This window comes from Nocardia sp. NPDC057272, from assembly GCF_042668615.1.
Taxonomy (GTDB): Bacteria; Actinomycetota; Actinomycetes; order Mycobacteriales; family Mycobacteriaceae; genus Nocardia.
Window position 1 is genome coordinate 41313 of record NZ_JBHUYK010000016.1, and the last position, 23019, is coordinate 64331.

Genomic DNA, 23019 nt, shown 5'->3' on the forward strand with positions numbered 1-23019 from the left:
ACTACTGTCGTGAGGGTGGGTTGTCCGAGTGGGCGATCGCGATCTCGCGCGACCACACAGAGGCGGGGCTCGGAACATGAAACTGGTGGTCTTCGGTTCGACCGGGATGGGCGGCAGCGCCGTTGTCGCGAAAGCGCTCGAACGCGGGCACGACGTGACAGTCCTCGCTCGTTCCCAGGCAAGCGCCGACAAAGCGCCACACGGCGTTCGCGTCGTGCGCGGTGACGCGTTGGACCCGGCGGCCGTCGAGCGCACGCTGGACGGCACCGACGCCGTGATCCAGTACCTGGGTGTCGGCGGACTCGGTGACGGCAAACCCAATGACCTCGTACCGGAGGCCACGCGCGTGATCATCGAGAAGATGCGCGAGCGCGGCATCGAACGACTCGTGTGCGCGAGCAACATGGGGCTGCCCGGTTCCGGTGCGGTGCTTTTCCGTCGCGTCCTGGTGCCGCTGTTCGCGCGCCGGCTGCCGCCTATCCTCGACGCCAAAGTAGCGATGGAAGCCCAGCTCGCGGCCAGTGAGCTGGCGTGGACAGCCGTGCGTCTCCCGGGCTTGAAAGCGGTGTCCGACAAGGGAACCGTCAAGGTCGACGCGAGCGGGCGGGCGACGGGCTACTCCATCACCTGCGGCGATGCCGCCGACTTCATGCTCGACATCATCGAGCGCCCCAAACACCTGCGCACAGCGGTCGGCATCGCCAACTGACAGCTCACAATCCTGGCCGCCCCCGACTCGCGGGCGCCGGCCGATGTTGTCCTCGCTCTGGAGGGGAGGGCGAGGGCGGCAACGGGGATGGGGCCGTTCACCTTTCGGTGGGCGGCCCCGTTGGCGTGCTCGGGGGTGATGCCGCGAGCAGGGGTGATCACTGGTCAGTCGACCGCGCGGGTCTCCCGCTCGATGTCGGCGAGTGTTGCTATCAACCGCGCGGTCGTGGCGATCACCTCGTCGCGCACGCGCGTGTCCTCCAGTACGGCGGCGCGCAGGACCGTGCCGAAACACGCACTGATGATCGTGAAGGTCAGCACGTCGTACTCGTCGTCGTCACCGGGGCCGAGAATCTGGATCACCTGCATCTTGACCAGCAGACGCAACCGTATTTCCAGCTCGGGCATGCCGCTGCTGTAGAAGTCCAACCCCGCTATCAGCGCACGCACCAGAGGAACGTCGGTGGACATCTCCTCCATGATGGCTTCGAGTACGCCCAGAACCAGTTGCTGCACCGGAGTGTCGGACAGATCGCGCACGCGTTCGGTGAATCGCCGCTCGATATTGCCCTGGATGCGCGAGAGGAGCTCGTCGACGATCATCGCGCGGTCGGGGAAGTATCGATAGACGGTTCCGATGCTGACCCCCGCGGCAGTGGCGATCCGGTTGGTCGAGGTGTTGGTGATGCCCCGCTCGCCGAAAAGCTCTGCGGCCGTGTCGAGGATGTGCTCGCGAGTCGCCTTGGCCCGATCCTGGGTGGGGCGACGCCGATCGGTCGATTTGGGCGGCATCGAACCCTCCTCCCCGGGCCGATCGGAAGCTCGGCGTCGGCAAGTCTAGTTTCGGCGGCGACGGCCCGAAATGGGGCGGCGCCCGAAATCCGGACAGCTCGATGATGGCCGGTCACGACGCGTGATCGGTGGGGCGGCCGCGATATCAGGAGCCTGACTCCGATTCAAACGATGCGCAAACGATGCATTTTTGCCCGATCGGTGTCACAATCGAAGGGTGGATGCCGAACGAGTAGCAATCGCGCTTCGACCGTGCGAGCCCGCAACCGGTGATGACGGATCCGCGCGGTTCGCCGACTGGCTCGCGCGCACACAGATCTCGGTACGTGGTCATGTCGACGAGTTCGTCCGCGCGCGCTGCCGGGCCGAACTCGACTCGGCGGGATTCTCGCTCCCGAGCCGGTTGATGATCGATTTCGCGTCGGGCGGCAAGTGCGTACGGTCGGTCTTCGTCTATCTCGGCTGGCTGTGCGGCGGCGCAGGGGAATCCGAAGCCGCCCTGCGCGCGGCCGCAGGTGCGGAGCTCCTGCACGCGTTCGCGCTGGTGCAAGACGACGTGATGGACGAGTCGGCGGTCCGGCGGGGAGAGCCGTCAGCCCACCTCCGGCTCGCCGCGTGGCACCGCGATCAGGGATTGTCGGGCTCGCCGGCCCGATTCGGTGAGTCCGCGGCGATCCTCATGGCCGACCTGTTCCTGGTGTGGGCGGAGCGCATGATGCGCGAGAGCGGCCTGCCTGCCGCCGCGCTGGATCGGGCATGGCCGCGCTACGACGCGATGCGCAGCGAACTGGCGGTAGGTCAGCTCGCGGATCTGACCAACGACGCGAACCGGCTTCCGAGCGTGGGCGAGGTGATGGATATCGCGCGGCGCAAGTCCGGCAACTACACAGTGCGGCGCCCACTCGAATTGGGTGCGGCGATGGCCGGCTGCGACGAGACGGTGATGCGCGTTCTCGGTGAATACGGCGAAGTGATCGGGGAAGCGTTCCAGCTCCGTGACGACCTTCTCGGCATCTTCGGTGATCCATCGACTACCGGGAAACCCACCGGAGACGATGTCCGGGAACGCAAGGCGACCACCGTGATCGCGCTGGCCGATCAGCTCGCCGAGCCGTCGGATCGCGCCCGGCTACGAGAGCTCTGGCGGGCCGAGTCCATCGATGAGCAGGCCGTAGCGCTCGCCCAGACCGTGATCGTCGACAGCGGCGCACGCCGGCGTGCCGAGCAGATGATCGGCGAGCGCGTCGAGCATGCGCGTCGGCTTCTCCAGGACGCCGACCTCGAACCGTCGGTGGCCGACGCGCTGCACCGAATGGCGCTGTTGTGCACGCACCGCTCGCACTGACCGGCGAATCCGCCGCTCCCATCGAAAGGAAGCAATGCGCACGATATCGGGAACAACCGATGAGGTGGTCGTCGTCGGGGCCGGCCTGGCAGGACTGGCCGCCGCGTTGCATCTGGCAGGACGCGGACGCAGCGTCACGGTGGTGGAGCGCGATACGGTCCCCGGTGGCCGGGCCGGACGACGCGACGTCGACGGCTATCTGCTCGACACCGGACCGTCGGTGCTCACCATGCCCGACATCGTCGCCGACACCCTCGCCGCGGTCGGTGACAGTCTCGAGTCCCGGTTGGAGCTGTTGCCCGTCGCCCCGGCCTATCGCGCCCACTTCGCCGACGGCACCGGGCTCGATGTCCACAGCGACGCCTCGGCCATGGAGGAATCGGTCCTGGCGTTCGCCGGACCGAAAGAGGTCGGGGGATATCGCCGGCTGCGCACGTGGCTGAGCGAGCTGTACCAGGTCGAATTCGAACGGTTCATCGCCGCGAATGTCGACTCTCCGCTCGGGCTGCTCACGCCGGCGTTCGCGCGGTTGATCGCGTTGGGTGGATTCCGGCGCCTCGACAGGGCCATCGGATCGTTCCTCACCGATGAACGGCTGCGCCGCGTCTTCACCTTCCAGTCGCTCTACGCGGGCGTTTCGCCACAACGCGCACTGGCGCTGTACGCGGTGATCTCCTACATGGACACCGTGGGCGGGGTCTCCTTTCCGCGCGGCGGCATGCGCGCACTACCCGACGCCCTGGCCGCCGCCGCTGTCGATGCCGGTGTGACGTTCTGTTACGGCGAGACCGTCAACGACCTGGAGCGGCGTGGATCCCGGATCACCGGGGTGCTCACCGAGCGTGGCCGCCGAATTCCTTGCGACGCTGTCGTTCTGGCGACCGAACTTCCCACCGCCTACGAGCTGCTCGACCGCGTCCCGCGTCGCCCGAGCAGTTGGCGCCCGGCGCCGTCCGCGGTCGTCATGCACGTCGGTGTCCCCGAATCGGTGCCTACCGCTCATCACAACCTCGTCTTCGGCGCCGCGTGGGAGCAGACCTTCGACGAACTGATCGGTGCCGGAAAAGTGATGACCGACCCGTCGTTGCTGGTGACCCGCCCGACCGCGACCGATCCCACCCTGGCCCCACCCGGCCGCGACCTGTTCACTGTTCTCGCCCCGGTGCCCAACCTCTACCGCAGCGGTGACCTCGACTGGGATCGCCGTGCCACTGCCTACGGCGAGGAGCTGGCCGCGATAGTCGAGAACCGGTTGGTCCCTGGCTTCGTCAGCGACGCCCGGGTCGTGCATCTGGACACGCCCGCCGACTGGCAGCGGCAGGGCCTGCTGGCCGGAACCCCGTTCTCGCTCGCGCACACCTTCGCCCAAACCGGCCCTTTCCGCCCCGCGAACCTCCCGCGCGGTGTGAGCAATGCGGTGCTGGCGGGCTGCGGCACCGTACCCGGCGTGGGCGTACCGACAGCACTGCTGTCGGGCCGCCTCGCCGCCGACCGCGTCACCGGCACGGTGTCCGCGTCGCGGGCTTCGACCCCAACCTCGATCGGAGGCGATCGACGATGATTCGCACGGAACTCGACGCGGCCGGAATCCGCGATGCTCGACTGCGCGAGGCTTATCAGCGCTGCCGGGAACTCAACGCGCGCCATGGCCGCACCTTCTTCCTCGCCACCCGGCTGCTCGCGCCCGCCCAGCGACCGGCGATCCACGCTCTCTACGGCTTCGCCCGGTGGGCCGACGACATCGTCGACGAGCCACCGACCGACGATGCAGCGGGCACTCCGGCGCAACGGCTGGACGCGGTGACGAAGGACCTGCACGACAGCCTTTCCGGTACCCCGGTCGACGACCCGATCTTCGCCGCGTTGGCCGATACCGCCGCCAGATACGAAATAGACCACGTCCTGTTCGACGAATTCCTCGACTCGATGCGCATGGATCTGACCATCACCGACTACCCCGACCGGGCCGCGCTCGACCGCTATGTGCACGGTTCGGCCGACGTGATCGGTTTGCAGGTACTGCCGGTGCTCGGCACCGTCGGCGAACGAGCCGATGCTGCCCCGTACGCGGCCGCGCTGGGAAAAGCGTTTCAGCTCACCAACTTTCTCCGCGATATCGCCGAGGATCTCGACCGCGGCCGGGTGTACCTACCGGCCGACGAACTGGCTGCCCATGATGTGGACCGCACCAGGTTGCAGTGGTGTCGTTCTCGCCGACGCACCGACGCGAAGGTCCGGTCGGCGCTGGCCGAGCAACACGCGATCGCGCGCGACTGGTATCGGTACGCCGACAGCGGAATAGCGCAGCTACATCCGGTGTCGCGCCCCTGTGTAGCCACCGCGGCGGTGCTGTACTCGGAAATTCTCGACCGCATCGAGGAAAGCGAGTTCGCGGTGTTCACCGCGCGCGCCACCGTGGGCAACGCGCGCCGCACCCGCGTTGCCGGTTCGGCGTTGGCTCGTGCGCTGTGGGCGCGGCGAGGCAGCCGCGCTCGCGCACTGACGAACGCGGCAGGCTGATCGTCAGCTGGACGGCACCGCGCCGTCGGCGGGGTTGTGTTCGGCGGTGCCGGTGATGTTGCGAACCATGCCGCCGAATACGGCGTTGTGAAACGGCGTGATCGCTTTCCAGTAGAGGTGTCCGGCGAGACCGTGCGGCTGGAAGATGGCCCGCTGCCGATAGCGGGAGCCGCCGGTCGGGTCCGGTTCCACACCCAGTTCGAGCCACGCCAGTCCCGGGAGCTGCATCTCGGCGCGCAGCCGCAGCAGATGGGGCCGGTCGATGTATTCGACGCGCCACCAGTCCAAGGCTTCGCCCGAGTGCAGGTGGCGCGGGTTCTTGCGGCCGCGGCGTAACCCGACACCGCCGGTGACACGGTCGATCCAGCCGCGCAGTGACCAGGCGAGAGGGAAGGAGTACCAGCCGTTCTCGCCGCCGATGGCTTCGATCACCGCCCACACGGTCTCGGGGTCGGCGTCGGTGTGCTGCTCACGGAGGTCCTCGTAGAGCGAGCCGCCCGACCACGCGGGGTCGGTGGGCAGCGGATCCGAGGGCGCGCCGAACGTGCTGGCATCGGACCAGCGGGTGGGTACGTCGGCATGGCGAATACGGGTCAGCGCCAGTTCCACGGCACGCGCGTAGGGGGTGAGGCCTTCGGCGGGATCCGGGATGTAGGTGGCGATATCGTGCTCGGCGCACACGACTTCATGCACGAGCGACTCGATGAGCGGTACGGCCAGTGCTCGTGGCACCGGGGTCACGAGGTTGACCCATTGCGCCGACAGCCACGGCGTGAGCACCGGAACCGGCAGCACCACGCGACGAGTCAGCCCGGCGACGACAGCGTATTCGCGCATCATGGTCAGGTAGGTCATCACGTCGGGCCCGCCGATATCGAAGGCGCGATTGACGTCGGCGGGCAACTCCGCGGCCTGCACCAGGTAGTAGAGGACGTCCCGAACGGCGATGGGCTGGATCCGGTTGTGCACCCATCGCGGGGTGATCATCGCGGGCAGGCGTTCGGACAGGTATCGCAGCATCTCGAAACTGGCCGAACCGGATCCGATGATCACCGCGGCGCGCAGTTCCGCCGTGGGAACACCGGATTCGCGCAGAATTTCGCCGACCTCGGCGCGGGAGGCGAGATGGCGCGACAGCGTCGCGTGCTCGGGGATGATGCCGCCGAGATAGACGATGCGGCCGACGCCGGCCGAGCTCGACGCGGCCGCGACGAGCCGCGCCGCCTCGCGATCGATGTCGGAGAAGTCGTCCCGGGCCAACGAGTGCACCAGGTAGTAGACGACCTCCTGGTCGGCGACGGCGGCGCGCACCTCGTCATCGTCGGTGACATCGCCACGGACGATCTCGACCTGTTCCCGCCACGGAACCTCTGCCAACTTCTCCGGGGTCCGGGCCACCACCCGGACCTGATGGCCGGCCTGGATCAGCTCGGGCACCAAACGTCCACCGATGTAGCCGGTCGCGCCGAAAACCACACACCGCATGCTCATCACCCGTTCCCTGTGCTCGTCATCGGCTTTATTCGATGCAGAAATGATTCATCATATCGGGACGGTGATCGTTGTGCGAGCTGTTGCCGTGCGGACTATCCCCAGTCCCGTCGTGTCGCGGGCATCGCGGCGTTGCCTGTCGCTTCGGGCACTACGCCGAGGACCTGGTGAATCCCGAGTCCGCCGTCCTCGAAGCCTAGCGCGGAGGCGGCCATATACAGCCGCCAGATTCGGGCTCGCCCTTCGCCGACGAGCGAAACCGCCTGTTCCCACGCGTTTTCCAGATTCGCGACCCACTGGCGGAGGGTGCGTTCGTAGTGCTCGCGCAGGGCCTCGACGTCACGGACCTCGAATCCGGCGCGTTGCATGGCGAGCACGACCTCGCCCACATCGACGAGTTCGCCGTCCGGGAAGACGTAGCGACCGATGAAGGATCGATTGCGCATGACGGAGCCGCCCGGCGAGGAGATGGCGTGGTTGAGCAGCCGTCCGCGCGGGTGCAGCAGTGCGCGCAGGGTGTCGAAGTATTCGGCGGCGCGCCCGGAGCCGACGTGTTCGAACATGCCGATCGAGGAGATGGCGTCGAACTCCTCGCCGCGCAGGTCCCGATAGTCGGCAAGCCTGATCTCGACACTGTCCGACAACCCCGCGTCGGCGACTCGTTTGCGGGCGAGCTCGACCTGAGCACTGCTGATGGTGACACCGACGACCTGAGCACCGTAGGTCGACGCCGCGTGGATCGCCATGGACCCCCAGCCGCAGCCCACGTCGAGCAGTCGCAGGCCCGACTGCTCGGCCAGGCCCAATTTGCGGCAGATCAGGTCGTGCTTGGCTTGCTGGGCGGCCTCGAGCGAGCCGTCGTCGTCCGGCACGAACCGCGCGCAGGAGTAGGTCATGCTCGGGCCGAGCACCAGCCGGTAGAAGTCGTTGCTGACGTCGTAGTGATGACTGATCGCCGCCGCATCGCGCCGCTTGGTGTGTAGGGGTCCACGCTGCGGGCGGGCTTCCTCCGGCGGTGGTTCCAGGCGGCGACCGAGCGCCCCGAGCTGGCGCGCCGCGCCGATGGCCTGCCATGTCGCACCGAGACCGAGACGGGCATCGTTCGGCGCGGTCGACTGGAGTGCTCGAAGCATCGTGAAGATATCGCCGTCGAGATCCACCGCGCCGGACACGAAAGCCCGCGCCAAGCCGAGCTCGCCCGGCGCCCAGACCAGATGACGCAGCGCGTCCTCGGAGCGCACGCGCATCGTGCCGGGGCTCTCACCGTCGGGATGGATCGTGCTGCCGTCCCAGAACTCGAACCCCACCGCGGGGCGGGGGCCCAGCGTGGCTCGCAGCAGAGGTCGGAACGCGGTAGCGATCGTGGACTGGTTACCCATCCGACCACTATGGCCCGCCTCGCGCCGCCGCTGCGGCAACGACGCGGCGCCATCCGTGCCAGATCAGGGAACTCGGGTGAACAGCTCGTAGCTGTGGCCGTCGGGGTCGCGAACATAGACCCCGCGCCCACCTGCCAGGTGATTGACCTGCCGGTCCCATCCGTGTTCGGGCCCTGAGCCGTACTCGACCGCCGGCCATGTAGCCAGCCGCCCCAGCACGGCGTCCAAGGTGTCGTCATCGACCAGGAAGGCGTAGTGGCCGGGCTCGACTTGCCCGCGGTCGTCGAAGTCGAACGTCAGGTCGTCGTTGACCCGCACCGGCACGAAGGGCCCGCTCGGTACTGAGACCGTCAGTCCCATCAGCTCGGCGAAAAAGGTTGCCGCGGAACACTTGTCGGTCGCCGGAATGATCGTGTGATTGAGAACGATGGACATCGCCACCTCCTGATCAGTGGACCCGGAAAGGTCATTTATATGCGATACGCATACAAATATACGTGCACATCGCATACAATGTCGAGGGTGGGCACACGCGACGGTAGAAACTCCCCATCCACAACCGGTCCTGCGGTGACCGAACCCCGCCATGCGGTCGACGGAGGTCCGGCACTGTTTCGGCTGGTCCGTTTCTGGTCACGCCGCTGGAGCAACCAGGCATTCACCGGCTCCAGCTCAGAGTCAGACGATGACCGGCGGCGTGTGCAGCACATCCAAGTCGTGGAAGCCGTCGCCGCCACGCTTCGGACAGACAGGGAAACCACCGTCACCGACGTTGCCGAACAGCTCGGCCTCGACCACTCCGGTGCCAGCCGCATGGTGCGTGACGCCGTCGCGGCCGGATACCTCGCCCGGGAGGGCTCAGCGGACGACCGCCGCCGGGTCGTCGTGCGACTCACCGGCAGCGGCCGCGAGCTGTCCGCCGCATCCCATGACTGGCAACGCCGATGCTTCGATCAACTCACCGCGTCGTGGACCGAGCACGACCGTCGCCAATTCGCCGGCTACCTGGAACGCCTCGCCGACGAAACGATCCGATGAGCTCCCGCTTCGAACAGGTGGCGACGCTGATCCGCGGTAGTCGGGGTCGGGCGTAGCGTCTAGCGATATGGCCGCGAGATCCAAGCACACCCTTCCCCCGGTGGGTACGAGGGAGCTGGTGGCCGCGTGCCGAACCGAGATTCCCGCACTGACCAGGCAGTTGATTGCCGCGATCTTCACCGATATTCCGGAGTGGACCGACTACTCGCCGGTGAGCCGGGAGGACCTGCACCATGCGTGCTGCCGGTATCTGACCAGGGTGCTCGATCTGGTCGCCGGTGACGTGACGAGCCCGGACCGCGACGATGTCGCCGCCGCTATCGGCCGCAATCGGGCCGCGCAGGGCGTGCCGCTGGAGGTCATGTTGCGGACGTTCCGGCTCGGCGGTCAGATCGTGTGGGAGGCGCTGCTCGACAAGGCCGGGGAACTCCCGCCCGGTGAGGTCCGCAAGATCGGAGTGGCGACCTGGTCGGCCATCGACGGCATGTCGTCGTCGCTGGTCACTTCCTATCGCAGCACCGAACTGGAGCAGGTACGTCGTGACGAGCGGCGCCGACACGGCGTGATCGAGGACCTGCTGGCGGGCAGCGCCCGCGACGCGACCTTCGCCGCGCGTGCGGCGCGCGAGCTGAACTTGCCCGCTCACGGTGGGTACCTGGTGGTCGCGGTGCGCGGTGACCGTCCGCACGTGGAGTTCGGCACCGAGACCGCGTTGGCGGCCATGGGCATTCGGTCGGTCTGGCACGACCGTGTCGAGACCACAGTGGGGCTGGTCTCGCTCGAGCAGCGAGACGGTTCCGCTGTGCTGGACCAGGTGGGAAGCCGGATCCGGGGCCGGGCGGCGGCGTCACCGGTGGTGCAGGGATTGGCGCAGATCGATACGGGCCACGCGCTGGCGATGCTCGGCTTGGAGACCCTGCCCGCGACAGTGCGGGGCTTGGTGTCGTTGGAGGAGCGCTACCCCGAAGCGCTGTTGCTGCGCTCTCCCGACCTGACCGCGCTCATGGTCGCGCGCACCCTCGGCCCGGTGCTGGAACTACCGGTCAAAGAGCGCGAGATCCTGTTGCGCACCCTGGCGATCTGGCTGGAGGAGAACTGCTCGGCGGCGAATGCCGCGCCGCGACTGCACTGCCATCGCAACACCGTGATCAACAGGCTCCAGCGAATCTCGGCCCTGCTGGGTCGGCGGCTGGAAGGACAGCGGTCCTACCTGGAACTCTCCCTCGCCTTGGCCGCGCTGGAGATGGGTGTGAACCCACCCGGCTGACTCCCCGCAACCGCGACTGGTTGGGCGCTGCGCCCATTTTCGAGCTCCGATTTCTGGGCTGCCGGTTGGTTGTTTGTGCATTTGTGGACCGTGAGACTCGACAGATGATCCAAGCCACGACCGTGGATGGGTTGATCGTTCGAGCTGAGGAGCACCACGAGTGCTGGAATTCGATCTATTGGTGATCGGTGGTGGACCGGGCGGATACGTGGCCGCCATCCGTGCCGCGCAACGCGGCCTGAAGGTCTGTGTGGTGGAGAAGGAGCGCCCTGGCGGCGTGTGCCTGAACTGGGGTTGCATCCCCACCAAGGCGATGCTCCGCTCGGCGGAGGTCTTCCAGACTCTCACCACCGCAGCGGAATTCGGTGTTCACGCCGACAATGTGCGCTACGACTTCGGTGCGGTGCGCCAGCGCAAGGACTCCATCGTCAAAGAACTGACCGACGGTGTAGCCGGCTTGCTGAAGGCCAACGGTGTCACGGTCATCGAGGGTCATGCCCGGTTCGTCGAACCGACTGTCGTGGAGGTCCACGAAGTGGGCGCCTCACCGATCTTCGACGGCGGCCCCCGTTACGCCGCGCCCGCCGGAACGGCGATGCGCCGGGTGAGCGCGCGCGACGTGATCGTCGCGACCGGTTCGGTGCCCGCGCAGCTGCCGATCCCGGGCGCGGGATTGCCCGGCGTCGTCACCTCCGACGGCGCGTTCGGGCTCACCGAGGTACCGCGACGGTTGGTGGTCATCGGCGGCAGCGCGGTCGGCGCGGAATGGGCCAGCCTGTTCGCCACGTTCGGCAGCCAGGTCACGGTCGTGGAGATGCAGGACCGCCTGGTTCCGTTGGAGGACAAGGAGATCGGCCACGCACTCGGCCGATCGTTGCGCACGCGTGGCATCACCGTGCTCACCGGCGCCACCGTCACGGCGATCACCGAGGGCGACGCGCTGCGGGTGACGGTCGGCGGCCCGGCGGCGCAGGAACTCGACGCCGATGTCGTACTCGTCGGCGTCGGGCGGCGCCCCAACACCGCGGAACTCGGCCTCGATGTGGCCGGAATCGCCACGGATGCGCGCGGTTTCATCGAGGTCGACAACCGGCTGCGAACCGGCGTCGAGCACGTCTACGCCATCGGCGACGTGACCGGCCGGGCCCTGCTCGCCCACGTCGCCTCCCACCAGGGCATCACCGCGGCCGAGGTGATCGCCGGGCACGACACCCACATCGACTACACGGTCATCCCGGCCGCGACGTTCACCCACCCGGAGATCGCGAGCGTCGGTCTCACCGAGGACGCCGCCCGCGCGGCGGGCCATGAGGTGATCACCGCCAAATTCCCATTCGCGGCACTGGGCCGGGCGAAGACCTTCGGCGAGACCGAGGGGTTCATCAAAATCGTTGCGGGGCAGACACATCAGGAAGTGCTCGGCGTGCACATCATCGGCCCGTCCGCCAGCGATCTGATCGCCGAGGGCGCGCTGGCGATCTCGCTGGAAGCCACGCTCGACGAGCTGGCCGACACCATCCACGCCCACCCCACTCTCGGCGAAATCGGCATGGAGGCGGCCATGGCCGGACTCGGACTGCCGGTACACATCGCGCCACGCAAGCGTTGAGGAGCTCGACATGACCACGACCACCGCGCGGAGCAAGCCCGCCCGCAAGCCGGCCGAAACCACCACGCCCGCTTCGGATGTCGACTCCGCTGTCGCGGCCGAGAATCCCGAGACCCTGCGTGGTCTCTACCGCGACATGCTGTTCATCCGGCGCTTCGAGGAGCGCACCGCGCAGAGCTACCAGCAGGCCAAGATCGGCGGCTACTGCCATCTCAACCTCGGCGAGGAAGCCACGGTCGTCGGCCTGGGCGCGGCGATGCGCCCCACCGACTACTTGTTCACCAACTATCGCGAACACGGATACGCACTGGCCAAGGGCATCGAACCGGGCCGCGTGATGGCGGAGCTCTACGGCCGCTCGACCGGCACCTCCAAGGGGTGGGGCGGCTCGATGCACATGTACGACACCGCGACCCGGCTGCTGGGCGGCTACGCCATCGTGGGCGGGCAGGTTCCCCTGGCCATCGGTGCGGCGCTGGCCATCGACTACAACGACGGCGACGACGTCGTGGTGTGTCAGATGGGGGAGGGCACCACCAATATCGGCGCCTTCCACGAATCGCTCAACATCGCGGCGCTGTGGCGGCTGCCGGTGGTGTTCCTGGTGATCAACAACCAGACCGGCATGGGTACCACGGTCGAGAAGTCCTCGGCCGAACCGGATCTGTGGAAGCGCGCCGCCGCCTATCGCATGCGCGGCGAACGGGTGGACGGCACCGATGTGCTGGCCGTGCGCGACCTGGCGAGCGAGCTCATCGAAGGCGCCCGCCGGGAAGGCAAACCCGCACTGCTCGAAGCGGTGAGCTACCGGCTCAAGGGCCACTCGGTGGTCGACCCGGCCAAATACCGCAGCACCGAAACCGTTGCCACGGTGCGTGAACACGATCCGATCGTGCTGTGGCAGCAGCGTTTGCTCGCCGCCGGTGTGCTCACCGAAGCGTCGCTGGCCGATCTCGACCGCGAGGTGGCCGACGGTGTCGCCGCCGCCGTCGAATTCGCCGATTCGAGCCCGCATCCGGAGCCGTCGAGCCTGTTCGACTACACCTACGCCACCCCGGTGCCGGGCGATTCCCGCCGTCTGCCCGCCGATCCGCTCTTCACCCACTGAGGACTCCACTGTGCCTGTCATGACCTATCGCGAAGCGCTGCGCGAAACCCTGCGCGAAGAGATGCGACGCGATGACGACGTTTTTCTGATCGGTGAGGAGATCGGCGTCTTCGAAGGCTCCTACAAGATCACCGCCGGCCTGCTCGAGGAGTTCGGCGAGAAACGAGTACGCGACACCCCCATCGCCGAGGAAGGTTTCGTCGGTGCGGCGATCGGCGCCGCGATGCTCGGATTGCGCCCGGTCGTGGAGATCATGACGATCAACTTCTCGCTGCTGGCGCTGGACCAGATCGTCAACCACGCCGCGAAGATCTACGGCATGTTCGGCGGGCAGACCAATGTGCCCATGGTGATCCGGACTCCCGGTGGCGGCGGCCAGCAACTCGGCGCGACGCACTCGCAGAACATCGAGTTGTACTACGCCTTCGTGCCCGGTCTGAAGGTCGTGGCGCCCAGCACTCCCGCCGATGCGCGGGCCTTGCTCAAAGCCGCGATTTCCGACGACGATCCGGTGCTGTTCCTGGAGAATCTTTCGCTCTACAACACCAAAGGCGAAGTGCCTGAAGATCTTGCGCCTGTACAGATCGGCAAGGCGGCAATCACCCGGGAAGGCACCGACATCACGCTGATCGGCTACTCCCGCATGGCCACCGTCGCGACCGAGGTCGCCCAACGCCTTGCGGGCGAAGGGATTTCGGTGGAGGTGATCGACCTGCGCAGCTTGCGTCCACTGGATCGCGACACCATCGTGGCCTCGGTCCGCAAGACCGGATGCGCGGTGATCGGCGAGGACGACTGGCTCACCTATGGCATCGGCGCGGAAATCGCGGCCTCCATCTCCGACGGTGCCTTCGACTACCTCGACGCGCCGGTGCGTCGTGTCGCCATGGCCGAGGTCCCGCTGCCCTATGCCAAGCCGCTGGAGAAGCTCGCCTTGCCGTCCGCGGAATCGCTCTATACCGCGGTGACGGAAACCCTGGCCGCTGTCGGCCGGCGGCGCTGAGAACCAGGAACAGGACGGACAAGATCATGCCCGAAATCGTCATGCCCCGGCTCTCCGACACCATGGAGGACGGCGTCGTCTCCGCCTGGCTCAAGCAGGTCGGCGACCAGATCACCCGCGGCGAGATCGTCGCCGAGATCGAAACCGACAAAGCGCTGATGGAACTCGAAGCCTACGACGACGGAGTGCTCGAGAAGATCCTCGCCGAGCCGGGCGTTCGGGTCGCGATCGGTGAGCCGATCGCGATCGTCGGCGACGGCACCGCCTCGACGGCGGATTCCGGTGCCGCTGCTGCGGTGGCGCAGTCCGGCGCCGTGTCACCCGATACCGGCTCACCGGCCCGCGACGCTGAGCCACAGCGCGCTTCGCACACCGATACCGTCTCGGTCTCGCCGAGGGCCGGCGTGGTGAAGTCCTCGCCGCTCGCCCGCAAGATCGCCCGCGAGTTGCAGGTCGATATGAACTCCGTCGTGGGCACCGGTCCCGGTGGGCGGGTCACGAAGCGGGACGTGGAGGCGGCCCACAGCGCTCCGGCGCCCGCTGACATCGTGACGCCCCCGCGTGACGTGAGTCCGGTTGCTGTGCAGCCTGTTCCGGAATCGGGGGAGTTCGAGGAGGTCGCGCTGACCAACATTCAGCGCGTCTCGGCAGCTCGGCTCACAGAGAGCAAGCAGCAGGCACCGCACTTCTACCTGACCAGCGCGATCGACGTGACCGAGCTGTTCGCCTTCCGATCACGAATCAACGCCACCCTGGACGCTGCGGGCGACAGCAAGGTCAGCGTGAATGACCTGCTCGTCAAAGCGGTCGCGACCGCGCTGCGCAAGGACCCCTCGGTCAATGTCAGTTTCGCGGGCGACAAGCTGTTGCGCCACAAGGGAATCCACATCGGCGTCGCGGTAGCGACCCCGGTCGGACTCCTCGTCCCGGTCATCCGTGACGCCGACCGCAAGAGTGTCTCCGAGATCGCGACCGAGAGCCGCGACAAGGCGACCCGCGCCCGCGATCGCAAGCTCCGCGCCGAGGACATGTCGGGCGGCACCTTCACCATCTCCAACCTCGGCATGTTCGGCATCGAACAATTCACCGCGGTGATCAACTCGCCCGAATCCGCGATCCTCGCCGTAGGAGCTGCCGCCGACGAACTCCGCCTCGACAACGACGAAGTTGTCGCCCGCAAGATCCTTCGCGTCACCATGTCCGCAGACCACCGTGCCATCGACGGCGCGATCGCAGCCCAATTCCTGGCAACCCTGAAGGAGCTCATCGAAAACCCGCTACGGATCGTGACGTAACGAGGGCACTCAGCCTCTGCGGGTGCAGGGCACCATCTGACGGAGCCTCCGAACTTGGCAATTCCGTTCTGCCATCGCATTCCACTAGCGTCAGCGGTATGAGCGATGCCCAGTGGACAATCCTCGGTGAGCAGGTGCTCGACGAGAACCGGCACATCCGGTTGTCAACGGCCGACATCCGTCTGCCCGATGGGGTGGAGTTCACCCAGTACGTCGCAAGGATGCCACGGTGCGCGATGACCCTGGTGCTCAATGATTCCCGCGAGGTGCTGCTGATGTACCGGCACCGGTGGATCATCGACCAGTGGGTTTGGGAGCTGCCTGGCGGGTATGTCGATCACGCCGAAGATGTGGCTTCGGCGGCGTCCCGCGAAGTCGAGGAAGAAACCGGGTGGCGTCCGCGCACCATGCAACACCTGGTGACCTACCAACCCGCGATCGGCACTCTTGACCAGCCGCAGGAGGTGTATCTTGCTCGCGGTGCCGACCTCACGGACACCCGCCCGGACATCAATGAAGCCGAGGCAATCCGGTGGGTGCCCCTTGATGAGGCTGTGCAGATGATCGACCGTGGCGAAATCATCGGAGCGGCAACTGTAGTCGGTGTGTATCGGGCGCTCACACTGCCTTAGCCGCGATTACCCGTTGACGGAAGTCCGCCACTTCTGGCATTTCGACCCGCGCCCGCGATCGCAAACTCCACGCCGAGGACATGTCGGGCGGCACCTTCACCATCTCCAACCTCGGCATGTTCGGCATCGAACAATTCACCGCGGTCATCAAACCACCCGAATCCGCGATCCTCGCCCTAGGAGCAGCGGCCGACGAACTCCGCCTCGACAACGACGAAGTGGTGACCCGCAAGATCCTTCGCGTCACCATGTCCGCAGACATCGGGCCATCGACGGCGCGGTCGCAGCCCAATTCCTGGCAACCCTGAAAGAGCTCATCGAAACCCGCTACGGATCGTGACGTAATCAGGTGCACTCGGCCTCCGCGGATGGTGCATCTGCGGAGGCTTGGTGCCGGCCTTGTGTGTACCCGTTGGCGAGCGACATGAAGGCTCTCGCGCCGGATCTTCCTCTGCCGGCCTCATCCCGACCCCCATTCCCACAGCCACACCGCCACCTGCAAATGCACACGGCAATCGTCCGGTCGGTGCTCGCTGTGAAGCGCCCGAAGCTCCAATGCGCGCGGGAAGGTCAAGCCGAGTAGCTGCACCTGACACATGTGCTCGGCCATTTTGCCTCCGGCATCCACGAACATGTTCTGTGCGTTCGGATCTGGCGTGGATATGGCGGATCGCCCCTTCGATTCGAGATAGCGGTGAGCGCAATGGGTGGGAGACCTCATTCCCAGAGCCTGGCGCACGGGAGAGGTGGTAGTTCGGGGTGAAGTTCGTCGTCGATCGTTACGACGAATTCAGGGAAGCCTCTAGCCAGTTCGTCGGCGACATTTCGAGCTTGTTCGGCGCTGGCCCGATAGTCCAACCTGAGGCCGCCGAATTCGATCCGGATGTGCCGTGTACGGCGCAGTTGTTGTGTGGATCGCCGTATCGGCATCGCCGCGATCACCGCGGGCGGTTCTCGGCTCGCACCATCCGCCCTGCACCGCCCAGAACATCGAGGGCGATGCTCTTGCGAGGGCGCTGCTTCGCTCGGCACGCCCCAAGAATCTGCATCATCTCGTATGCCTGGGCTGGCATGAACGGCAACATCGGCGCGGCGTGCGCACCGGCATCGGAGAGCGCAATCAGTGTGAAGAGGGCGAGGGACTGGCTGGGCACAGCGTCTCCGGTTCAGCGGCTTCGGTGGCGGGATTTGGATGCACCCGGCACCGGGGCTCTCGCCACCGTTCTGCCACCCACGGGCCGACCGATGCGCCGCGTGAGGGGTTCGCAGCGCCGCCCGGTGCCGGATACCTGGCTCAGCCTTATCGCCAAGGCCGGCCGGCGGTATGTCGCGACTCCGCTCCGGCGTATGCGCAGGGCGCATAGCGGGGTTCCACAGCTGCCCTCCGACTCCGCGCCGTTCGGCCCGAAAAGCCCTTTGGTGCAGGGGTTTCGAGGTATGTATGAAACGTATAGCGCCCTTGGTCAAGGGCTGGTACGTTCCACCTGACCAGGGAAAATGGCATCACCCGAGCGGATCCGGGAGCAATAAGTCATGACGCGGGCACCCAAAACGCAGCGCTACTGCGCTCGCTGCGGGAACAGGCTCAGCAGTTACAACGCCCAGAAATTCTGTCATCCTTGCGATCTCGCGTTTCGCGAACAACTGGCCCGTCCACCTCAGGTACCCGCAGAATTCTGGCAGACCGACCACATGCGAGATGCGCTGTCTACTTGGCACATCGGCCGGGTCATCTATGCCTATCGGCTGCACCCCCAACATGGTCGCGTTCTGCCACAGGAACTGATCGCCTCGTGGCTTGGCCTGACCCAGGCCCAGCTGAGCCGGATCGAGAAAGGTGCTGCGCCTGAACAGCTGTCGCGTCTGATTCAGTGGGCACAAGCGCTGCGAATTCCGGCCGAGTTGTTGTGGTTCAAGTTGCCCCCGGCAGACGAAGATAAAGCCACCGCGCCTGACCACCACGACGGCGACGCTGACGTTCGCCTCGCCCGGTGGCTCGTCGCCGGTGGCCGAGGGACACCACCAGCTTCCAGCCACAGCGTCGACCTCGAGCCGATCGCACTGGCACTAGATGATGCCTATCGCTACTTCGACGGTTCGGTGGTGGAGTTCTTCCGCGTGCAGCTCGCCCGTTGCAAGGCCGATGACGGCCAACGTGGCCCGACTGGAGCCCTGCCCCTCATGCTGGCGCTACTCGGTGCGATCACGCGGCACGGCAAGGACGTGCAGCCCGATGTTCGCCGGTCATTGCTGGCGGTTGGTGCCGATGGTGCCGAATTCGCGGGCTGGTTGTACAGGGACCTCTACGATCCGGTCACGGCTACCTTCCTGTATGACCGAGCGATGGAATGGGCTCAAGCCGCGGGCAGCCTGCCGCTGCAGGGCTACGTCCTGCTCAAGAAATCCCAGATGGCCTACGAGTCCAAGGACGCCGCAGCAGTGTTGGGCCTGGCGCAGGCTGCCAAGCAGGGGCCGTGGCAGCTACCTGCCCGTGTTCGGGCCGAGGTGATGCAGCAAGAGGCCTTGGGACTGGCCATGATCGGCGAATCGGCGATGGCGGTCGAGCAGCACCTCGGCGAAGCCTCCGATCTCTTGACCCAAGCCCATCCCGACGATGACCAACTTTTCGGCACATACTTCGACGAAGGAACCCTGCAACTGCGCTCGGCGACCTGCTTCACCGAGGCCGGTAAACCGCAGCGGGCAGTGGAGATGTTCAGCGTGGTGCTGGCAGGCAACGGGTTGTCTCGGCGCGATAGCGGCTTCTTCAGCGCCCGCCAGGCCAATGCCCTTGCCCTCAGCGGTGAGCCGGATGAAGCTGCATCCATGGCTACCAGCGCCGTAATGGTGGCCCGCGAGACACGTTCGGAGCGAACGATGAACCTGATCATCGAAGTGTCGCGGGTGCTCGAGCCGTGGCGGAACCGCGCCAGTGTTCGTGCCCTGCACGAGGTGCTAGCTCCTGCCCGATGAACCGGTGGTGAGCCACTGGGCCACGGTCTCGATGACGAATGCCTGATACTGCTGGCTTTTCGGGTTCAGGTACTGCGGATCGTCGTGGACGGCGAAGCCATGTTGCGAACCGTCGACCTCGACCAGCTCGACCGGGGCGGTGAACTGGTCGAGAGCCTGGCGGGAGCCGTCGATCGACACGAGTGTGTCGGCGTTGCCGTGGACGATCAGGGTGGGGGTTCGGACATCGCCGAGGACTTCGTTGGGCTTCAGCCAAAACACCTCGTTGAGGAGTGGGCGGCCATGTTTGAGCGACGGGGTGAACTGGATGGCACCGGCCTGGTTCAGCTCCTGGGCGGCTTCGTCGCTGATGACCTCGTTCGTCCAATGCGGACGGCTATCGATAGTGCGCTTCTTGTAGTCGACCTGAGGATTGAGCAGCACCAGCCGTGTCAGCTCGTCAGGACGCTTGGCAGCGTAATAGGCGCAGATGCCGCCGCCGAAGCTCGCTCCGAGCAGGCTCAGCGCCGCGGCACCGGTGGATACCCGTAGTGCCGCCAGCGCAACCCGGATGTCGTTGAGGATCGTCGACAGCGTCAGTTCTTCCTGTCGCCCTTCGCTCTCCCCGTGACCGCGCAGATCGAACCGCAGCGACGCAACCCCCGCCTCGGCCAACCCATCCGCCAGCCGGGTGAAGAAGCCCCCCTCTTCGCGGGTGACACCACCACCGTGCACCAGCAGCACGGCGTGAGCCGGCGGTTGGTCGGGGGTGACGATGGTGCCTGCCAGGTGCAGGCCGTCGAGGGTACGGATGCTGGTGATGGTGCTCGTGGAAACCACAGGGCCAGTCAATCAAAGAACTGACGAAGCTTCTATGCGCCGGTTGCGCTTCCTCGTATCGACAGCGGATCCGGCGTGGTTCCTTGGGGCGCTGCGTTGGAGGAATCGGACTGACTCGAACGTTGCCCACCGGCTGACCGGCGGTGAGTAGCATCTGCCCATGAGTTCCGGTAAGTCTTCGATTGTCCTGTTCCATGGCGTCACCATGTCGGCGGCGGCGTGGGAGGACGTTGTTCCGTGCTTGACCGATCATCACGACGTGATCGCTCCGACCGCGCTCGGGCATCGGGGCGGGCCGGCGGTGCGGGAGCGCCCGGTCAAGGTGCGCGACATCGTCGACGCGGCCGAGCGGATGCTGGACGAGCGGGGTATCGCGAAGGCTCATCTCGCGGGGAACTCGCTCGGCGGGTGGATGGCCATCGAGCTCGCGTTGCGTGGTCGGGCGTTGAGCGTCTGCGCGCTCTCGCCTGCGGGGTTCTGGGATGGTGGTGGTCATGGGCAGACCGACGCGGTCAGGAAGCTGCGCCGCATGGGCGCCTTGGTTCAGCTGTCGCGCCCAGTTCAACCGGTGGTCCTGCGGTCGGCGGTGGTCCGGCGGCTCGCGCTGCGCGATATCGCTTGTCGCGCTGACCGTTTGACGCCGGCGCAGGCGATGACAGCGGCCGCCGACCTCATCGGGTGCACGGTCACCGAAGACGTGCTCGACACCAGGGAGCAGATCGCGTCGGTGCCGGAGTTGCCGTGTCCGATCACCCTGGCCTGGTCGGAGAAGGATGCGATCCTGCCGCCTGCGGTCAATGGCCGCATCGCCCAGGAGCGTTTCCCGCAGGCCCGCTTCGAGATCTTGCCGGGCGTCGGACATGTGCCGATGATCGACGATCCGAAACTGGTCGCCGCGACGATCCTGGCGACGACGGGTGCCGTGCCCACCACGACGGGCGTGCCGTCGGCGAGCCCTGACGCCGACCGGTAGGAAGACGGCAGGACCCTCCGACGCCCGCGTTCAGTCGTTCGACTCCAGCTGCTGCTTGAGGTTGCGCAGCGTGCGGCGGATGTTCTTGCGCTGGAATTCCACGAAGGTGTCGCCGCCGGTGACGACCCGGTCGAAGACCTGAACCGCCGCGTTCGGCCATGACTTGCGATCGTCGTGCCAGGTCTCGGTGACCCGGGTGCCACCGTTGTCCGGTTCGAATCGGTATTCCCAGGTCGCGATGCCCGCCCGGATCCATGGCCGCCGGACGCCGATCGCCTCCACCCGGAACGCGAACCGCTTCCCCGGCTCGGCCGCGATCACCACGCAGCGGGTCACCCAGCGAGCACCGCCACGCTTGTTCAACCCTTCGAATTCCATTCCCACATAGGTGGACTCGCGCGGTTGGGCAACCTTCGCGCCACGGTTCTCCGGGCTCCACCGACCCATCAGTGTCGGATCGCTGACCTGCTGATAGATGGACACCGGATCGGCAGCGATGTCGATGCTGTCGAAGACGGTCGTGGTGCGGCTCATGGACTCGAACCTATCCGAAATGCGGTGCTGTCCTCACGTGGCGGGTCTGGGGGCTATCGACCCTGGTGCGCGGCGTCGAGAAGCGGCTGCCCGATGACGCCCATCGCCTGCGACGCGCCACCGAGGACCCACCCGCCGTCGGCCGGAAGCACAACGCCGGAGACGTAGTCGGCCAGCGGGGAAGCCAGGAATCGGCAGACGTTGGCGACATCGCGGGGGGTGCCGTAGCGGCGCAGTGGCACGCTGCCGGTGACCAGGTCCCGGTCCTGCTCGGTCGGGGCCAGCCGGGCCATGCCCTCGGTGCCATCGATCGGGCCCGGGATCACACCGTTGACGCGGATGCCGAACGGGCCCCATTCCATCGCCAGGACCTTGGTGAGCATGTCGACGCCGGCCTTGGCGGCACATACGTGCGCCTGGGTGATCGTCGGCAGCTCCGACTGCGGTGCCGAGATGTTGATGACGGAGGCGCCGGGCTTGCGCAGGAACTGGTAGCTCGCGCGCAGGACGTTGTAGGTGCCGAGGAGGTCGATGTCGACGACCGACTTGAATCCGTTGGCGGACATGCCGACGGCGGCGGCGGGGAAGTTGCCCGCGGCACCGGAGATCATCACGTCGAAGTCGCCGAACTGCTCGTGCACCGATTGCAGGACGGCCTCGGTCGCGCTGTAGTCGCGGACATCGGCGCTCCCGCCGAATGCTTCGGCCCCGAGTTCGCGCAGCTGTTCGACGGCCGCGTCGACCTTGTCCGCGGAGCGGCTCAACACCGCCACCCGAGCACCGGCCCGCGCGAAGTCCTCGGCCACACCGAGATTGATGCCGCTGGTGCCGCCCGCGACGACGACGACCTTGTCGGCAAGGTCGATCTTCTGGATGAATTCTGACGCCATGCCGGGCAGACTATCAGTAGTACGAACTATTATCTGTAGCGATTATCGGTGTGGATGGCTGCCGATGATCGACGTGGGTGCGGCGCCGACTACGATCGGCTCTGCTGTCCAGCCCAGAAATCGAGGTTTCCCACCAGTGACCGAACCGTTGATCCCGGACATGGTCGCCGACCACACCAGCTGCCTGCTGATCAAGCTCGGGCAGGTGATGTTCCGCGTGAGCGAGGATCGGCTCGCCACCCTGGGCCTGCGGACCAGACACTTCATGATCTTGAAAGTGCTGGCAGGCGACCAGGCCAGCTCTCAGCTCGAACTCGGAACCCGGCTGCGCATCGACTCGACCACCATGGTTGCCGCGATCGACCATCTGGAATCGGCGGGCCTGGCCGCCAGGATTCGCGATCACCGCGACCGTCGCCGGTTTCTCGTCGAGATCACCGAGCAGGGAATGCGTGCCGTCGAGCAGGCCGACGAGCTCGTCCGCACGCTGAACGACGACCTCTTCGACGGTCTGGATCAGGATCAGCGCGCGAACCTGCACCAAGCGTTGCTGGCGATGAATTCCGGCGAAGCGTTGCCGCGGGCCTACGACGCCGTGCGGCAACGCTGACCCCGCACGATAGCGTTCCACCGGATCTCGGTG

The 23019-nt window shown here is 66.6% G+C and carries 23 protein-coding genes; 15 read left to right on the forward strand and 8 right to left on the reverse strand.

Features of this window, described 5'->3' with window-relative positions:
- The first annotated feature begins 76 nt into the window (after positions 1-76).
- Positions 77-709 (forward strand): NAD(P)-dependent oxidoreductase, encoded by a 633-nt coding sequence (locus ACFULV_RS21255; protein WP_378659156.1) that lies wholly within the window; start codon positions 77-79, stop codon positions 707-709.
- 164 nt (positions 710-873) lie between these two features.
- Here the strand turns inward: ACFULV_RS21255 and ACFULV_RS21260 are convergent, their stop codons facing one another.
- Positions 874-1500, reverse strand: coding sequence for a TetR/AcrR family transcriptional regulator (locus ACFULV_RS21260; protein WP_378630734.1), 627 nt, complete (start codon positions 1498-1500; stop codon positions 874-876).
- 217 nt (positions 1501-1717) lie between these two features.
- Between ACFULV_RS21260 and ACFULV_RS21265 the strand changes: the two genes are divergently transcribed.
- The 3 genes from ACFULV_RS21265 to ACFULV_RS21275 are packed head-to-tail and all read left to right on the forward strand — an operon-like array spanning position 1718 to position 5365.
- A complete protein-coding gene (locus tag ACFULV_RS21265; protein WP_378659158.1) occupies positions 1718-2845 on the forward strand; it encodes a polyprenyl synthetase family protein in 1128 nt (375 codons plus the stop codon).
- 34 nt (positions 2846-2879) lie between these two features.
- On the forward strand, positions 2880-4406 hold the full coding sequence (crtI, locus tag ACFULV_RS21270; RefSeq protein WP_378659161.1) for a phytoene desaturase family protein: 1527 nt from the start codon (positions 2880-2882) through the stop codon (positions 4404-4406).
- The gene (locus tag ACFULV_RS21275; protein ID WP_378659163.1) at positions 4403-5365 is read left to right on the forward strand and encodes a phytoene/squalene synthase family protein; all 963 of its coding nucleotides are present in this window, start codon (positions 4403-4405) and stop codon (positions 5363-5365) included. The genes crtI and ACFULV_RS21275 overlap by 4 nt, the downstream gene beginning before the upstream one ends.
- A 3-nt stretch (positions 5366-5368) precedes the next feature.
- Here ACFULV_RS21275 and ACFULV_RS21280 read toward each other — a convergent pair whose 3' ends face one another.
- The 3 genes from ACFULV_RS21280 to ACFULV_RS21290 all read right to left on the reverse strand — a co-directional run bounded on the left by ACFULV_RS21280 (position 5369) and on the right by ACFULV_RS21290 (position 8670).
- Positions 5369-6856: an SDR family oxidoreductase gene (locus tag ACFULV_RS21280; protein ID WP_378659166.1), complete on the reverse strand. Its 1488-nt coding sequence runs from the start codon at positions 6854-6856 to the stop codon at positions 5369-5371.
- 95 nt (positions 6857-6951) lie between these two features.
- Entirely contained in the window at positions 6952-8235 is a 1284-nt protein-coding gene (locus ACFULV_RS21285; RefSeq protein ID WP_378659169.1) for a class I SAM-dependent methyltransferase, read from the reverse strand.
- A gap of 63 nt (positions 8236-8298) precedes the next feature.
- A complete protein-coding gene (locus ACFULV_RS21290) occupies positions 8299-8670 on the reverse strand; it encodes a VOC family protein (RefSeq protein WP_378659171.1) in 372 nt (123 codons plus the stop codon).
- 78 nt (positions 8671-8748) lie between these two features.
- On the opposite strand from ACFULV_RS21290, the gene ACFULV_RS21295 reads away from it, so the two are divergent.
- The 8 genes from ACFULV_RS21295 to ACFULV_RS21330 all read left to right on the forward strand — a co-directional run bounded on the left by ACFULV_RS21295 (position 8749) and on the right by ACFULV_RS21330 (position 16495).
- Positions 8749-9273, forward strand: a complete 525-nt coding sequence (locus tag ACFULV_RS21295) for a MarR family winged helix-turn-helix transcriptional regulator (RefSeq protein ID WP_378659174.1) — start codon at positions 8749-8751, stop codon at positions 9271-9273.
- Positions 9274-9373: 100 nt separating this feature from the next.
- Positions 9374-10540 carry a PucR family transcriptional regulator gene (locus ACFULV_RS21300; protein ID WP_378659177.1) on the forward strand — a complete coding sequence of 389 codons (1167 nt, stop codon included), beginning with the start codon at positions 9374-9376 and terminating at the stop codon, positions 10538-10540.
- A 160-nt stretch (positions 10541-10700) separates the two neighbouring features.
- Positions 10701-12149 carry a dihydrolipoyl dehydrogenase gene (lpdA, locus tag ACFULV_RS21305; protein ID WP_378630748.1) on the forward strand — a complete coding sequence of 483 codons (1449 nt, stop codon included), beginning with the start codon at positions 10701-10703 and terminating at the stop codon, positions 12147-12149.
- A gap of 10 nt (positions 12150-12159) precedes the next feature.
- Positions 12160-13257, forward strand: coding sequence for a pyruvate dehydrogenase (acetyl-transferring) E1 component subunit alpha (gene pdhA / locus ACFULV_RS21310; RefSeq protein WP_378659180.1), 1098 nt, complete (start codon positions 12160-12162; stop codon positions 13255-13257).
- A 19-nt stretch (positions 13258-13276) separates the two neighbouring features.
- Positions 13277-14260 (forward strand): alpha-ketoacid dehydrogenase subunit beta, encoded by a 984-nt coding sequence (locus tag ACFULV_RS21315; protein ID WP_378659183.1) that lies wholly within the window; start codon positions 13277-13279, stop codon positions 14258-14260.
- Between the two features lie 26 nt (positions 14261-14286).
- Positions 14287-15555: a dihydrolipoamide acetyltransferase family protein gene (locus ACFULV_RS21320; protein ID WP_378659189.1), complete on the forward strand. Its 1269-nt coding sequence runs from the start codon at positions 14287-14289 to the stop codon at positions 15553-15555.
- 134 nt (positions 15556-15689) lie between these two features.
- Positions 15690-16187, forward strand: coding sequence for an NUDIX hydrolase (locus tag ACFULV_RS21325; protein ID WP_378659192.1), 498 nt, complete (start codon positions 15690-15692; stop codon positions 16185-16187).
- An 80-nt stretch (positions 16188-16267) separates the two neighbouring features.
- Complete coding sequence (locus tag ACFULV_RS21330) at positions 16268-16495, forward strand: 2-oxo acid dehydrogenase subunit E2 (RefSeq protein ID WP_378659195.1); 228 nt, start codon at positions 16268-16270, stop codon at positions 16493-16495.
- Between the two features lie 630 nt (positions 16496-17125).
- On the opposite strand, the gene ACFULV_RS21335 is transcribed toward ACFULV_RS21330, so the two are convergent.
- Positions 17126-17341 carry a hypothetical protein gene (locus ACFULV_RS21335; RefSeq protein WP_378659198.1) on the reverse strand — a complete coding sequence of 72 codons (216 nt, stop codon included), beginning with the start codon at positions 17339-17341 and terminating at the stop codon, positions 17126-17128.
- 379 nt (positions 17342-17720) lie between these two features.
- On the opposite strand from ACFULV_RS21335, the gene ACFULV_RS21340 reads away from it, so the two are divergent.
- A complete protein-coding gene (locus tag ACFULV_RS21340) occupies positions 17721-19160 on the forward strand; it encodes a helix-turn-helix domain-containing protein (protein WP_378659200.1) in 1440 nt (479 codons plus the stop codon).
- Here the strand turns inward: ACFULV_RS21340 and ACFULV_RS21345 are convergent.
- Entirely contained in the window at positions 19143-19979 is an 837-nt protein-coding gene (locus tag ACFULV_RS21345; protein ID WP_378659203.1) for an alpha/beta hydrolase, read from the reverse strand. The two genes, ACFULV_RS21340 and ACFULV_RS21345, sit on opposite strands and share 18 nt — an antisense overlap.
- 160 nt (positions 19980-20139) lie before the next feature.
- On the opposite strand from ACFULV_RS21345, the gene ACFULV_RS21350 reads away from it, so the two are divergent.
- On the forward strand, positions 20140-20952 hold the full coding sequence (locus ACFULV_RS21350) for an alpha/beta fold hydrolase (RefSeq protein ID WP_378659205.1): 813 nt from the start codon (positions 20140-20142) through the stop codon (positions 20950-20952).
- A 30-nt stretch (positions 20953-20982) separates the two neighbouring features.
- Here the strand turns inward: ACFULV_RS21350 and ACFULV_RS21355 are convergent, their stop codons facing one another.
- A complete protein-coding gene (locus ACFULV_RS21355; protein ID WP_378659207.1) occupies positions 20983-21486 on the reverse strand; it encodes an SRPBCC family protein in 504 nt (167 codons plus the stop codon).
- 53 nt (positions 21487-21539) lie between these two features.
- Positions 21540-22376, reverse strand: a complete 837-nt coding sequence (locus ACFULV_RS21360) for an SDR family oxidoreductase (protein ID WP_378659210.1) — start codon at positions 22374-22376, stop codon at positions 21540-21542.
- A 136-nt stretch (positions 22377-22512) separates the two neighbouring features.
- On the opposite strand from ACFULV_RS21360, the gene ACFULV_RS21365 reads away from it, so the two are divergent.
- Positions 22513-22986 carry a MarR family winged helix-turn-helix transcriptional regulator gene (locus ACFULV_RS21365; protein WP_378630766.1) on the forward strand — a complete coding sequence of 158 codons (474 nt, stop codon included), beginning with the start codon at positions 22513-22515 and terminating at the stop codon, positions 22984-22986.
- Positions 22987-23019 lie beyond the last annotated feature (33 nt).

Coding starts and splice junctions, on each gene's coding strand:
- ACFULV_RS21255 (WP_378659156.1), top strand. CDS start 77: ATGAAACTGGTGGTCTTCGGTTCGACCGGGATGGGCGGCAGCGCCGTT.
- ACFULV_RS21260 (WP_378630734.1), bottom strand. CDS start 1,500: ATGCCGCCCAAATCGACCGATCGGCGTCGCCCCACCCAGGATCGGGCC.
- crtI (WP_378659161.1), top strand. CDS start 2,880: ATGCGCACGATATCGGGAACAACCGATGAGGTGGTCGTCGTCGGGGCC.
- ACFULV_RS21275 (WP_378659163.1), top strand. CDS start 4,403: ATGATTCGCACGGAACTCGACGCGGCCGGAATCCGCGATGCTCGACTG.
- ACFULV_RS21280 (WP_378659166.1), bottom strand. CDS start 6,856: ATGAGCATGCGGTGTGTGGTTTTCGGCGCGACCGGCTACATCGGTGGA.
- ACFULV_RS21285 (WP_378659169.1), bottom strand. CDS start 8,235: ATGGGTAACCAGTCCACGATCGCTACCGCGTTCCGACCTCTGCTGCGA.
- ACFULV_RS21290 (WP_378659171.1), bottom strand. CDS start 8,670: ATGTCCATCGTTCTCAATCACACGATCATTCCGGCGACCGACAAGTGT.
- ACFULV_RS21295 (WP_378659174.1), top strand. CDS start 8,749: ATGTCGAGGGTGGGCACACGCGACGGTAGAAACTCCCCATCCACAACC.
- pdhA (WP_378659180.1), top strand. CDS start 12,160: ATGACCACGACCACCGCGCGGAGCAAGCCCGCCCGCAAGCCGGCCGAA.
- ACFULV_RS21315 (WP_378659183.1), top strand. CDS start 13,277: ATGACCTATCGCGAAGCGCTGCGCGAAACCCTGCGCGAAGAGATGCGA.
- ACFULV_RS21320 (WP_378659189.1), top strand. CDS start 14,287: ATGCCCGAAATCGTCATGCCCCGGCTCTCCGACACCATGGAGGACGGC.
- ACFULV_RS21330 (WP_378659195.1), top strand. CDS start 16,268: ATGTCGGGCGGCACCTTCACCATCTCCAACCTCGGCATGTTCGGCATC.
- ACFULV_RS21340 (WP_378659200.1), top strand. CDS start 17,721: ATGACGCGGGCACCCAAAACGCAGCGCTACTGCGCTCGCTGCGGGAAC.
- ACFULV_RS21350 (WP_378659205.1), top strand. CDS start 20,140: ATGAGTTCCGGTAAGTCTTCGATTGTCCTGTTCCATGGCGTCACCATG.
- ACFULV_RS21355 (WP_378659207.1), bottom strand. CDS start 21,486: ATGAGCCGCACCACGACCGTCTTCGACAGCATCGACATCGCTGCCGAT.
- ACFULV_RS21360 (WP_378659210.1), bottom strand. CDS start 22,376: ATGGCGTCAGAATTCATCCAGAAGATCGACCTTGCCGACAAGGTCGTC.